Source organism: Gordonia sp. 852002-51296_SCH5728562-b (assembly GCF_001665475.1).
Classification (GTDB): Bacteria; Actinomycetota; Actinomycetes; order Mycobacteriales; family Mycobacteriaceae; genus Gordonia; species Gordonia sputi.
The window spans coordinates 124,650-137,679 of the sequence record NZ_LZMI01000014.1; the positions used below are offsets into that span (position 1 = coordinate 124,650).

The following is a 13,030-nucleotide window of genomic DNA, read 5'->3' on the forward strand; positions in this document are numbered from 1 at the left end:
TTTCGTTCGCGACACCTCCCCGTGAGAGGGCCGATCGTCGTCAACTGACGAGGTTCGTCACCTGATGAGGCTGCGCAACTGCCGCGCCGCAACCGACAGCGTCGCGAGGTCGAGTTCTGGACCCTGCTCGATATCGGCGAGCATCGAGCGCACCCGAGACAGCCGCGACGAGTGCGACGACTCCCACTCGGAGATCTTCTCGGCCGCGCTCTCGTCGGGTTCGCTGCTCTGCAGGATCGTGAGCGTGAGGGCACGCAGCGCGCCGTGCATGTCGTCGCGAAGAGCCAAGCGCGCCAACGCATGCCAGCGGTCACCGTACTCGAGCGTCGAGACCGCGGTGAGCAGTTCCTCGAGTCCGAAATGCTCCATGATCGCGAAGTACAGCTCGCCGACCTCGACGGGATCGCGGTCGGCGATCTCGGCGGCGTCGACGATGTCGAGTAGGCAGAACCGATGAAGACTGATCGCGACGTCGTGGGCGAGGTCGGTCTCGACACCGAGCTCGCGGTAGTGCTCGACGCGCCGCTCGACGTCGGCGGCCGACTGCGCGCCGAACCAACTGTCGATCAGTGCGGTCAGTTCAGCCACCTGCTCGGCGTAGCGGGTGATCTCCGCCGCCATCGCGAGCGGTTGCGGGCGAAACGCCAGCAGCCATCTCGACGCCCGGAACAGCAGTCGCCGCTCGTAGAGCATCATCTCGTCGATGGCTTCCACCGGAGCGTCGGCATGCAGGATGCGCGCGAAGAGATCCGAGAGTCCGAAGACCCGGTCGGCAACCACGTACGCCCGCACGGCCTCCTCGGTCGTCGAGCCCGTCGATTCTCCGAGCCGGAACAGGTGCGTGATGCCCGCCCTGTCGACGACTTCGTTGACGAGGACGGTGGTGACGATCTCGCGATGCAGTCGGTGCGCACGGATGCCGTCTGCGAAACGTTCGCGCAGCGGAAGCGGGAAGTACTCGGCGAGCAGACCCTCGAACACATCGTTCTCGGGCAGGTCACCCCCCAGGAGGTCGTCCTTGGCGATCAACTTCACGTGCGACATCAGCGTCGCGAGTTCGGGCGAGGTGAGCCCGCGGTGCACATCCGAATGCAGCCGCTTGATCAACTGCTGCGGTGTCGGCAGCGCCTCAAGAGCCAAATCGACGCCGCGCGAGGCGATCTCGTGGAGCAGGCGGGCATGCACATCGACGCGCTCGAGCGAGTACGCGCGACAGAAACCGAGCTCGGAGTTCTGCGACACGTTGTCGGCCAACACCAGATCGGCGACCTCGTCGGTCATCGACTCCAGCAGCGGATCACGGTCGGCAGCCACGAGTTGGCCGGTTGAGACCGCGGAGTCGAGCAGGATCTTGATGTTGACCTCGTGGTCGGAACAATCGACGCCCGCCGAGTTGTCCATCGCATCGGTGTTGATGCGCCCGCCAGCGAGGTCGAACTCGATCCGACCGCGTTCGGTCACGCCGAGGTTGCCGCCTTCGCCGACGACCTTGGCGCGCAACTGATCTCCGTCGACACGGATCGCATCGTTGGCCTTGTCCCCCACCTGCGCGTCGGATTCGGATGACGACTTGATGTAGGTGCCGATGCCGCCGTTCCACAGCAGGTCCACTGGCGCCAGCAGGATCGCGTGAATCAGTTCCGGAGGCGACAACGCGTCGACACCAACGTCGAGCCCGAGTGCCGTGCGCATCTGTTCACTGATCGGAATCGACTTGGTCTCTCGCGACCAGACCCCGCCACCCTCGCTGATGAGCGAGGTGTCGTAATCGGCCCACGACGAGCGCGGCAACGAGAAGAGCCGTGCGCGTTCGGTATACGACGACGAGGCGTCCGGATTCGGATCGACGAACACGTGCCGGTGGTCGAACGCCGCGACGAGACGGATGTGCTGCGACAACAGCATGCCGTTGCCGAACACGTCGCCGCTCATGTCGCCGATACCGGCGACGGTGAAGTCCTGCGACTGGGTATCGACGCCCATCTCACGGAAGTGACGCTTGACCGATTCCCATGCGCCTCGCGCGGTGATGCCCATCGCCTTGTGGTCGTAGCCCGCCGAACCACCCGAGGCAAAAGCATCCCCGAGCCAGAAATCATACTGCGCTGCAACATCATTGGCGATATCGGAGAACGACGCCGTGCCCTTGTCCGCAGCGACGACGAGATACGTGTCGTCACCGTCTCGACGCACCACCGACCTCGCGGGGATGACCGCACCGGTGTGCTGGTCGAGGTTGTCTGTGACGTCGAGCAGGCCGGAGATGAAATCTCGATACTGCGCAATACCTTCGGCGCGCGTGGCGTCACGGTCCGCGGCGGCGTCACCGGTCGGTGCGGGCGGCCGCTTGACGACGAATCCGCCCTTGGCGCCGACGGGCACGATCACCGCGTTCTTGACGGCCTGCGCCTTGACCAGACCCAGGATCTCGGTGCGGAAATCCTCGCGTCGATCCGACCAGCGCAGTCCGCCGCGGGCAACGGCACCGAAACGCAGGTGCACCCCTTCGACGCGCGGCGAGTACACGAAGATCTCGTGCAGTGGCCGCGGCTCGGGCGTTTGCGGAATCTCCCTGGGCCGCAACTTGAACGACATCACCGGTCGGTCGGCGTCGTCGTCGCGGACGTAGAAGTTGGTGCGCGACGTCGCCCCGATGACGGCCGAGAACGCCGAGACGATGCGGTCGGCTTCGAGTCCGAGGACCTTGCCGATGTCGTCGCTGAGCGCAGCTGCCGCACGGTCGCGCTGCTGTTCGTCGGCGTGGTCGGGGTCGAACGACGCCTCGAACAGCTCGACCAGTCCCCGCGTGACATCGCGGTACTCGCCGAGGGTGTGCGCAACCAGGGTGTTGCTGTACGAGAAGCCGCACTGGCGCAGGTACCGACCGTACGCACGAAGCATCGCCGCGGAACGCCAGTCGAGGCCGCACCTGATGATCAGCTCGTTGTAGGCGTCGACCTCTGCGCGTTGCCGCCAGATCTGCACGAAGGCATCGGTGAACCGCCCGTCGAGGTCGTCGGCGGAGTCGAGATCCACCGACATCCCGTCGGCCAACGCGACACTGAATTCGTAGACGTGGCAGACCTGCCCGTCAGGCCGCACGAGGCGGTACGGATGCTCGTCGACGACGTCGAGGCCGAGGCTGTGGAGCACCGGCAGCACGTCGGTCAAGGTGGCTGCGCCGCCGCACAAATACAGCGTGAACTTCCACAGCGCCCCGGGCTCGCTGCCGGTCTGCGCCAGCGCCACGGCGATGTCGCCGGCGTCGAGATCGGCGACACGGATGAGGTCGGCGAGTGCGTCCGACGGCTCGCGCTGGTCCTTGTAATCCTCGGGCAGCGCAGGAAGCAACCGAAACAGGGCGTCGACGCCGCCGACGGGAAGCCTGGCCGACGCCGCGTCGAGTCCGCCCGCCGCTTCGCGGAACCGCTCGTCCCACGTCCGGATTGACTGTGCCAGTTCGTGTTGGATGGCGCTCTGTTCGGGCGTCCCGATGTCGAAGGTGCCGCGTCGCGCGGCGTCGGATTCGTCGACGCGGACCATCACCTGTAGTTGCGCGAGGGGCATCTCGCTGACACGTGCCGAGTACTCGAGCGCAGTGCCATGCAATTGTTCTGAGACGACGTTCTGCAGCGCCAGGCGGTTCTGCGTGTTGTACCTGTCGCGAGGTAGATAGATGAGCGCGGTGGCGGTACTGCCCTGCGGGTTCACGCGGACGAACGCGCGCAGGGTTCGGGTGGCGACGGCGTCGAACATCTCGCCGATCCGACGGCTCAACTCGGCATCCGACGACGCGAACATCTCCACCAGCGGGTAGTTCTGCAGCAGTTCGATCATCGACTGACCGGCAAACGAATCCTCGTCGACGCCGGCGCGGCGGATCACCTCGTGCACTTTGCCGCGCAGCACGGGGACGTCGAGGATCGTCTGGTGCAGGCCGGACGAGGTGAAGGTGCCGAGGAATCGGTGTTCTCCCACATGCGTTCCGGCGGCGTCGAACTCGGGAATCTGGATCAGGATCGGATAGTTCGACCGCTGCACGCCGGTTTCGAGATAGACCCGCGAGACACGCGGCAATAGCGGCGGCTGCGTGAGCACCCCGAAGTCGCGCGCCTGGGTGAGGTCGAGGAGTGAGTCGCCCCGCCACAGACCCCGGCCGTCGGAGACCGCGCCGTCGATGCCCACCCTGCGGTAGCCGAGTGGCACGAAGTGGTTGCCCGCGAACCAGTCGAGAAGGCGTGAATACTCGTACCGGTCGACGGCGGCTATGCCCGATTGCGCGGTGGTCGGGGCGACGGCGCAGTCGGCACCGCAGGTCGACAGGCGGCCGCGCATATCCACCGCGTCGCGGTCCACGTCGGCCACACGGGCGATGACGTCGACGAGTTCGGTACGCAAGGCCTCGGTGTCGACCTCACCCTTCGCCGACATCGCGACCACGTAGATCCACGACTCCGTTGAGCGGTCTGGTCCGGCGCCGATGTCGCTGAGCGTGCCTGCCTCGTCGCGCGCCACCGCCATCACCGGATGGTCGATGCGGCTGACGGTCAGTCCGTGCGCCTCGACGACGGTCAGCACCGCTTCGACCAGCAGTGGCATGTCGTCGTTGACGACGACGATCTCGGTTCCCGACGGTCCCGAGCTCACGTCGACCAGGCACTGCCCCGCTGATCGCGTCGACGCCAACCCGACGTGTCGACGAACGCGGTTCAGATCGGCATCGTCGATCGCGTCGAGGTCGGTCGCGTCGGTGAGACCACCGCCCGAACCCGTCGTCGGGTGGTGCGCGTCGCCCGGAGGGTTGCTCGCGTTGAGATAGCAGCTGACCGCCGCAGGCAACAGAGCACTCTCTTGAGACAACGCACTCACCTTCACTTCAAGGAGATTGGGAGATGATCTCCGATTCGAGCCCTACCGCGATGGTAGTGACGCGATTCAGTCGCGAGTGAGTTTCCGGTGAGTAACCCGGTGCGGACGCGCGGCGTCGGGTCCGAGCCGGTCGACCTTGTTCGCCTCATACGCCTCGAAGTTGCCTTCGAACCAGAACCATTGTCCCTCTTCGACATTGCCCTCCCACGCCAGAATGTGGGTACAGGTCCGGTCGAGGAACCACCGGTCGTGGCTGATCACCACGGCACATCCCGGGAACGACTCCAGGGCGTTCTCGAGCGAGCCGAGGGTTTCGACGTCGAGGTCGTTGGTCGGCTCGTCGAGCAGGATCAGGTTGCCGCCCTCTTTGAGCGTCAACGCCAGGTTGAGGCGGTTGCGCTCACCACCGGAGAGCACCTCTGCCCGCTTCTGCTGATCGGGACCCTTGAAGCCGAAGGCGCTGACGTACGCACGCGAGGGCATCTCGTTCTGGCCGACCTCGATGTAGTCGTTGCCGTCGGAGACGACCTCCCACACGTTCTTCTTCGGGTCGATGTTGGCGCGGTTCTGGTCGACGTAGCTGAGCTTGACCGTATCGCCGACCTTCACCGAGCCGGAGTCGGGCTCCTCGAGTCCGACGATGGTCTTGAACAGCGTCGTCTTACCCACACCGTTGGGTCCGATGACACCGACGATTCCGTTGCGCGGCAACGTGAACGACAGATCCTTGATCAGCACGCGACCGTCGAAGCCCTTGTCGAGGTTGGCGACCTCGACCACCACGTCACCCAGACGCGGCGGCGTCGGGATCTGGATCTCCTCGAAGTCGAGCTTGCGCGTCTTCTCGGCCTCCGCTGCCATCTCCTCGTACCGCGAGAGGCGGGCCTTGTTCTTCGTCTGACGGGCCTTGGCGCCCGAACGGACCCAAGCGAGCTCTTCCTTGAGCCGCTTCTGCAGCTTCTGGTCCTTCTTGCCCTGGACCTCGAGACGCTCGGCCTTCTTCTCCAGGTAGGTGGAGTAGTTGCCCTCGTACGGGTGCAGCTTGCCGCGGTCGACCTCACAGATCCATTCGGCCACATGGTCGAGGAAGTAGCGATCGTGCGTCACCGCGAGGACTGCGCCGGGGTACGACGCCAGGAACTGCTCGAGCCACAGCACGCTCTCGGCGTCGAGGTGGTTGGTCGGCTCATCGAGCAGCAGCAGGTCGGGCTTGGACAGCAGCAGCTTGCACAACGCGACGCGACGGCGCTCACCACCCGAGAGGTGGGTGACAGGGGAATCGCCGGGCGGGCAGCGCAGTGCGTCCATGGCCTGGTCGATCTGCGAGTCGAGGTCCCAGGCGTCGGCGTTGTCGAGGTCTTCCTGGAGCTTGCCCATCTCCTCCATGAGTTCGTCGGAGTAGTCGGTGGCGAGCAGTTCGGCGATCTCGTTGAAGCGGTCGAGCTTCTGCTTGATCTCGCCCATCCCCTCCTCGACGTTCTGCTTGACCGTCTTCTCCTCGTTGAGGGGCGGCTCCTGCAACAGAATGCCGACGGTGGCCTCCGGGTCGAGGAATGCCTCGCCGTTCGACGGCTGGTCGATTCCCGCCATGATCTTGAGGATCGACGACTTACCGGCACCGTTGGGACCGACGACGCCGATCTTGGCGCCCGGGTAGAAGGACATGGTGACGTCGTCGAGAATGACCTTGTCACCGTGCGCCTTGCGCACCTTCTTCATCGTGTAAATAAACTCGCCAGCCACGTAATGTCCTCACCTGCGGTTTTGTGGTCATCTGCGCTCGAGCTCCGATACCGGAGAGTGCATGCGGGGTATCGCCCTCCGGCGACACGGCAGGCTCTCGGCGCAACGTCGCGTACCACTCTATCGACGTGGCGCGACACTCTCCCACATGGCCGTGATCGAGTCGGACCCGCCCGCCCGCGAACACGGCGCCGCGATCGCCGCAGACGTGCGAACACGATCACTGGCACCATCGAGAGGGTGACCGCCTCTGCGCCGCTGACCGAGCTTGTCGAGCTCACCGGCGGCGTCTTCTGTATGGGTTCGGATCGCTTCTACCCCGAGGAACGTCCCGCACATGAGCGTCGCGTCGGCGCTTTCGCGATCGAACGGCATCCGGTGACCAATGCGCAGTACGCGGCGTTCGTCAGCGACACCGGGTACGTGACCGTTGCCGAGAGCGACATCGACCCCGTCGATTTCCCCGGCTCCGACCCAGCGATGCTCGTTCCGGGTGCCCTTGTCTTCACACCGACGGCCGGCCCCGTCGACCTCACCGACTGGCGAGCGTGGTGGCGATGGCAGCCGGGAGCGTCGTGGCGTCACCCGCTCGGACCCGCGACCGACATCGTCGGGCACGACGACCACCCCGTCACCCAGATCGCGTACGCCGACGCCGTCGCCTACGCCGCGTGGGCGGGCCGTCGACTCCCCACCGAAGCCGAGTGGGAGTACGCCGCACGTGGCGGCGTCGTCGGACACGAGTACGCGTGGGGCGACGAGTTGCACCCCGAGGGTGAGATTCTCGCCAACACGTGGATCGGCAACTTCCCGTACGCGAGCGACGGCTGGAGCGGAACGTCGAGGGTGGGGAGCTATCCACCGAACGGCTTCGGACTCCTCGACATGATCGGCAACGTCTGGGAGCGCACGTCGGACGTCTTCACTCCGCGCCACGTCCCGCCCGATCTTGCGACGGTCTCCCCCGACGGTCGGCCGGACCTCTTGACGCCCACCACATCTCCACAGGTCACGCGTGTCACGAAGGGCGGCTCGCACCTGTGCTCACCGCAGTACTGCCGACGCTACCGACCCGCCGCCCGCTCTCCACAATCCGACGACTCGGCGACGTCGCACCTCGGATTCCGTTGCGCCGCAGACGTTATCGCCTCATGACGAGTCCCGCCCCGATGAACACACCCCTCCCGCATTCACCGTGGCGACCACTCGGTCACGCCGCAGCGCCAGCCGCATCGTCGGGTGCGGCGACGCCCGACGCTTGCGTATCCGCAGACTGAGGAGCCGCGACATCGCCGCGACCGCGGTACTCGACGACGCAGCGTGCGAGGTCGAGGCCGACCGAGTCGGCGATCATCTCCAGCTCCGTGCGCGATTCGCCGCCGCTGGTCGTGTAGCTGTTCGTGTGAATTGCCCCGTGCACGATGACCGGCCGCCCCTTCTCGACCGCGGACGCCACGCCCGCGACCAGCCGCCGCCAGCACGAGACGGTCAGGAACAAGCTGTTCCCGTCGATCCACTCGCCTGTTGCGCGGTCTCGTCGACGCGTGTTGCTGGCCATGCGGAACGAGATCACCTCGTCGCCGTTCGCCATGCGGTTGCGCCTGGGGTCGGAGATCACTCGGCCCACGATCGTCGAATACGTTTCGTACATTTGCTCCGCTCCTGCCGTGAGGTGCCATCCGCTGCAGGCACCGAGTTTCCGAACTCGGGCTGAGATGGCTGACTGTGAGCATTCCGGAGAACAAGCTCCCGACACCGAGCGCGAGACCAAGCTGTGGACAGGACTCCGCCTGTGGATACGGCCAACGTCACCGAATACGGCCGAAGTCAGGGCACCCGGCTCGCTGCCGTACACTCTGCGTGTCGGTTTCGCCTCCGTAGCTCAGGTGGATAGAGCAAGGGCCTTCTAATCCCTAGGTCGCAGGTTCGAGTCCTGCCGGGGGCACCAGTCACATCCTTGCCGGCCTCCGGCCGGTGTGCGCCCACTCGAGTGGTTTGAGAGAGATTCACGCGGGCGCACCGAAGACCGCTCATCACGCCGTCGGGCACGGTCATCAGCAAGATTCGAGCGTCCACACCGGTTGCGCGAACAGCGGTGCGGGCAGCAATCTGATGCTCTCCGGCGACGCCTTCACCAGCACGAGTTGCCCGCCGACTGGCGTCACCGATCGAATGCTGTCGCGCCGCAACAACACCGTCGACGCCGGCGTGTCGACGCGCAGGAACTCATCGTCGGCGCCCGCTCCCCATGTGGCGCCCGGGGCGAGGATCTTGCGGTTCTGGACGTGGCCAGCGATCAGCGCGGCGCCGATCCATGCAACCGAGCACACGAGGAACACGCTCACACCGATCAGCAGTCCCAAGGACCACCCGCTGCCCGTCGCAATACACACCGCGGCAAAGATCGTCGCGAAGACCGCGGCTATACCGACAGTGCGCGCCCAGAGGCGAGGCGCTGCGAGCGACGACAATGTGGCGCGTCGGGCGTCGCCTTGCCGCGCGGTCCATTCGATCTGAATCGGAGGCAGATTGCCTGCACCATTTGTCGGACTCATCCGACGAGCTTGTCATGGCACCACTGTTGGCATCGAGAAGCGCTGGCCTGCGACACCGAAATCGATCACGCCGATGGACGAGTGCCCATCGGCGTGATCGATTCCAGTGGGTTATGCCGTTGCCTTCTGCCCCTTCTCGGCGTCCTCCAACTGCTTGAGAAGCGCGAAGGACAGGAACGTCATCGGACCCTTGTCTTCGAAATGCTCGTTCACGTTGCCTGCGATCCCGCCCTCGAGAGAGAGCTTGCTGAGCAGATCCAGCTTGAGTTGCGGAGCGCCTTCGGAAAGGTCCAGATCAGCGATATCAACCCACACGATGTTCGGCCGAGTGGTGGAGTCGTACACGAATCGCCCGTTGGTGAGATCGCTGACTGTCTGCCAAATCGTTTGTGAGGCATCGGGTTTGCCGGGATCGGGGATACGGAAGGGCTGCGCGGCATTGCGGATCACGCTGAACATGCCCGCGATGGCCTCGAGTTGACTCGCCGGCTTCGGCAGACGGCTCGCGTAGTACGCGGCACGCGCAAAGCGGTGCTCGGCGAGGGTGTCGCCGGGGAGTGGCGCGTCGCCCCCGAGGCCCTCCCACCTCTTCAGCAGTTCGAGTTGCTGATCGTAGGTGGGTGAATTGGTCATCACGTGGTAGGACCGATCGTGATACACCTTGGCGTGACCGTCGAGGTACTCGATGATCACGGAGTCGCCGGTCTTGTCGTCGAGTGCGAGGTGAATCGCGGGCGGTTTGCCGCCGGTGGGGTCGGGCATCTGGATGACCTGCACATCGGTGCTGTTGATCCATTCAACGGCCTCGTCCACGGTGGCGAAGTTGTCGAGGAAGTACTGCAGCCACACCGCCTGACTCAGCGCCGGCCGTGATTCATCACGGGTCCCATAGGTCGATTCGGCCAGCCACAGGATGTGGCCCGCCAACCCCGCCTCGTTGAGACCGTCGACGGAAATGATGTCGTAGGCCGCGGCGATGACACTGCCGTACTTCGACGTCCACGTCAGCTTGCCCTCCACGCCGTCGTCTCGAGAAATACCCTTGGGCTGAGTCCAGAGGTTGGTCATCAGATCTTTGTGAAAATCCATGTTGCGTCCGACGAGAACTGCTCCCGCGGCATCTGGCCAAATCACTCGGGTGCACATTGTGAAACCACCACTTTCAATAGGAAGAGACTGCCTGACCTACAAACAAGCGTGGGCCATATCCTTTACTTTAAGCTGGGTATGCTGGATTCTGTGCCGTATCAGGCACGTCTTGTCACCATTCGGTGGCAATGCGTCCCGAATTGTGCTGTTGTCAGGACCTTGGTCCCAGATATCGACGACCGATGAGTGTCCGTGGCAGAGTCTGGCGATGAGTCTCCTCACGTCCGCATCCAACCAGATGAGGTCGTAGGCAAGTCCAGAAAAGGGCCGAATGTCCCTATCGCCGAACATATTTCGACGATCAGCTCGTCGGTACGGGCCTCGACTCGTCACGTTCAATGCCATGGTTTGCGACCAGATGAGCGTGAATCCGTAACCACTGTGGACCATGTAAATCGACGACTTGCGCTCATTGCTAAATTCGCGACATCAGTGTGTGGAAAACACGTCGAATGAGCGCAATTCCGCGTCGAGGCCACGTAGGGCGGGCGGATTCGCGCCAGGCTTTTACCGTGCCTTGTCAGTCACTTTGTTACCTATCGCCAAGGCGCGGAGGGCGTCGATTCTCTCGCGAGATCTGGCGATCTGCTCGACCGGCCGATCCTGCCGAGTCCAGTTGCCCGCCACCCATCGCTGATAGCGTCATCAACTGATGTCTGAGCACACCCCCGGCACCCAGTGGCACACCCGTAGCGAGACCCCGGCCGACGTACCGACCGTTCGAGAGGTCACCCTCGCCGCGTTTCCGTCCGCGGAGGAAGCCGAGATCCTCGACGGCTTACGGCGTGACCCCGCCTGGATTGACGGACTGTCGATCGTCGTCACCGACGAGACGGGACGTGTCGTGGGGCATGGCGTCGCGACCCGAGGCTACGTCGACGACTCTCCGGTCCTGGGATTGGGGCCGGTGTCGGTGCTGCCGCAATTCCAGAACCGCGGTGCGGGCAGCGCCGTCAACCGTGCACTTCTCGAGGCCGCAAGGCAGATGGGTGAACCACACGTCGTCGTGCTCGGGCACGAAGACTACTACCCGCGATTCGGGTTCGAACGCGCATCGACACACGGGATCACCGTTCCATTCGACGCCCCTGACGATGCCGTCATGGCCCTGACACTCGACGAGACCAAGCCGCTTCCGACCGGAGTCATGCACTACGCCGCGCCGTTCGGCGTGTGAATCATCCTGGAGAACAACACCTCTCAGCTAAGCGCCGCGCGCTCCCGCAGTTCCGCGCCACCCACCGATGAGGTGGATCGTGTGATAGATGAGCAGCGCGCAGACCGCACCGATCGCGATGCCGCCGAAGCTCACGTCGCCGATGGTCCAACTGAAGTCCGCGATGGCGATGATCAGTGGAATAGCGGCGGTGAACTGGTTGATCGGGCGGGAGAAGTCGACGCGGTTGGTCACCCAGATGTGCACACCGATGATCGCGACGAGGCCATAGAGCGCCGTGGTGATGCCTCCGAGGACCCCGGAGGGAACCGACGCGATCACGGCACCGATCTTCGGGCACAGCCCCAGGATGATCGCCGCAGCAGCAGCGACCCAGTACGCCGCCGTCGAATACACCTTGGTCGCGGCCATGACACCGATGTTCTCGGCATATGTCGTGGTCGCCGACCCTCCGCCCGAACCCGCGATTATCGTCGACAGTCCGTCGGCGAACAACGCTCTGCCCATCCGGTCGTCGAAGTTCGCTCCGGTCATCATCGCCACGGATTTCACGTGTCCGATGTTCTCGACCACCAGCACGAGTACCACGGGTAAGAACGTCGGGATCACCGAGAGGTGGAAGGTCGGGGTCTGGAAATCGGGCAGGCCGATCCAACTCGCAGCGTGGATGGCGCTCGTGTCGACCTCGTTGCGGATCAACGCCACCACATAGCCGATCACCACACTCAATACGATGGCCAGTCGTCCGAGCAGTCCGCGCAGGAACGCGATCGATAAGACCAGCAACACCAGCACGATCGTCGCGGTCACCGGCTGCTTCTCGAAGTTCGCCTTTGCCGATGGCGCAAGGTTCAGGCCGATCAACGCCACGATCGTTCCGGTGACGATCGGGGGCATCACGAGGTCGATCCATCGGACGCCCGCGAAGTGCACGATGACGCCGATCAACGCGAGCAATGCACCCACAACGACGATTCCGCCGAGCGCAGACGATTGCCCGTTCGACGCCGTCGCCGCGAGCACCGGCGCGATGATCGCGAAGCTCGAACCGAGATAGCTCGGCAGCCGGTTACCGGTGATGATGAGGAACAGTGCGGTACCGATCCCGGAGAAGAGCAGCGTTGTGGCAGGCGGGAATCCGGTGAGCACGGGTACGAGGAACGTCGAGCCGAACATGGCGACGACATGCTGCAGGCCGATACTCACCGTCTTGGGCCACGACAGCCGCTCCCCCGGTCCGACAACGTCGTCGACGTCGACGCGTGTCCATCCCATGTTGTCGGCCAGTCGTCGCGACGTCGTGGTGGCGCCGGAGCCCCCGCGCTCGCTCCCTCCACCGTTGTCGCCGTCGCCATCACGAGTTTCGTCGTTACGCACGAGAATCAGTCTGCGGGATCGCAGAGCGCGACGCCGGGTTACCGACATACCGAGACTGGCGACCGCGCATACCCGGGCCCCGAGCCGATCGGTAACCCACTGTCGGACAGCACTTTTGCGTTGACAGCCGCCTCCCAGCGTCGCCGCAGGGCGCGGTCAG

8 protein-coding genes and 1 tRNA gene are annotated in these 13,030 nt (G+C 64.6%); 3 read left to right on the forward strand and 6 right to left on the reverse strand.

What is annotated here, in order from left to right; translation table 11 throughout:
* Positions 1–57: 57 nt before the first annotated feature.
* Both A5766_RS03950 and ettA read right to left on the reverse strand, forming a co-directional pair.
* Entirely contained in the window at positions 58–4,869 is a 4,812-nt protein-coding gene (locus A5766_RS03950; protein WP_039856547.1) for an NAD-glutamate dehydrogenase, read from the reverse strand.
* A 66-nt stretch (positions 4,870–4,935) separates the two neighbouring features.
* Positions 4,936–6,612 (reverse strand): energy-dependent translational throttle protein EttA, encoded by a 1,677-nt coding sequence (ettA, locus tag A5766_RS03955; RefSeq protein ID WP_269449443.1) that lies wholly within the window; start codon positions 6,610–6,612, stop codon positions 4,936–4,938.
* Positions 6,613–6,909: 297 nt separating this feature from the next.
* Here ettA and A5766_RS03960 point away from each other — a divergent pair, with 297 nt between their 5' ends.
* Positions 6,910–7,767 carry a formylglycine-generating enzyme family protein gene (locus A5766_RS03960; protein WP_197500799.1) on the forward strand — a complete coding sequence of 286 codons (858 nt, stop codon included), beginning with the start codon at positions 6,910–6,912 and terminating at the stop codon, positions 7,765–7,767.
* A 55-nt stretch (positions 7,768–7,822) separates the two neighbouring features.
* On the opposite strand, the gene ssb is transcribed toward A5766_RS03960, so the two are convergent.
* A complete protein-coding gene (ssb, locus tag A5766_RS03965) occupies positions 7,823–8,263 on the reverse strand; it encodes a single-stranded DNA-binding protein (protein ID WP_005207768.1) in 441 nt (146 codons plus the stop codon).
* 220 nt (positions 8,264–8,483) lie between these two features.
* Here ssb and A5766_RS03970 point away from each other — a divergent pair.
* Positions 8,484–8,560 (forward strand) — tRNA-Arg (locus A5766_RS03970).
* A 106-nt stretch (positions 8,561–8,666) separates the two neighbouring features.
* On the opposite strand, the gene A5766_RS03975 is transcribed toward A5766_RS03970, so the two are convergent.
* Both A5766_RS03975 and A5766_RS03980 read right to left on the reverse strand, forming a co-directional pair.
* The gene (locus A5766_RS03975) at positions 8,667–9,167 is read right to left on the reverse strand and encodes a hypothetical protein (RefSeq protein WP_005207769.1); all 501 of its coding nucleotides are present in this window, start codon (positions 9,165–9,167) and stop codon (positions 8,667–8,669) included.
* A 111-nt stretch (positions 9,168–9,278) separates the two neighbouring features.
* Positions 9,279–10,313 carry a linear amide C-N hydrolase gene (locus tag A5766_RS03980; RefSeq protein ID WP_005207770.1) on the reverse strand — a complete coding sequence of 345 codons (1,035 nt, stop codon included), beginning with the start codon at positions 10,311–10,313 and terminating at the stop codon, positions 9,279–9,281.
* 655 nt (positions 10,314–10,968) lie between these two features.
* Between A5766_RS03980 and A5766_RS03990 the strand changes: the two genes are divergently transcribed.
* A complete protein-coding gene (locus A5766_RS03990) occupies positions 10,969–11,493 on the forward strand; it encodes a GNAT family N-acetyltransferase (RefSeq protein ID WP_005207771.1) in 525 nt (174 codons plus the stop codon).
* A gap of 27 nt (positions 11,494–11,520) precedes the next feature.
* On the opposite strand, the gene A5766_RS03995 is transcribed toward A5766_RS03990, so the two are convergent.
* The gene (locus A5766_RS03995) at positions 11,521–12,768 is read right to left on the reverse strand and encodes a uracil-xanthine permease family protein (RefSeq protein ID WP_039856549.1); all 1,248 of its coding nucleotides are present in this window, start codon (positions 12,766–12,768) and stop codon (positions 11,521–11,523) included.
* Between the last annotated feature and the right edge of the window lie 262 nt (positions 12,769–13,030).

Bases quoted from the DNA above. Each gene is read 5' to 3' on its own strand.
- A5766_RS03960 (WP_197500799.1), top strand. From the start codon at position 6,910: ATGGGTTCGGATCGCTTCTACCCCGAGGAACGTCCCGCACATGAGCGT.
- ssb (WP_005207768.1), bottom strand. From the start codon at position 8,263: ATGTACGAAACGTATTCGACGATCGTGGGCCGAGTGATCTCCGACCCC.
- A5766_RS03975 (WP_005207769.1), bottom strand. From the start codon at position 9,167: ATGAGTCCGACAAATGGTGCAGGCAATCTGCCTCCGATTCAGATCGAA.
- A5766_RS03980 (WP_005207770.1), bottom strand. From the start codon at position 10,313: ATGTGCACCCGAGTGATTTGGCCAGATGCCGCGGGAGCAGTTCTCGTC.
- A5766_RS03990 (WP_005207771.1), top strand. From the start codon at position 10,969: ATGTCTGAGCACACCCCCGGCACCCAGTGGCACACCCGTAGCGAGACC.
- A5766_RS03995 (WP_039856549.1), bottom strand. From the start codon at position 12,768: ATGGGATGGACACGCGTCGACGTCGACGACGTTGTCGGACCGGGGGAG.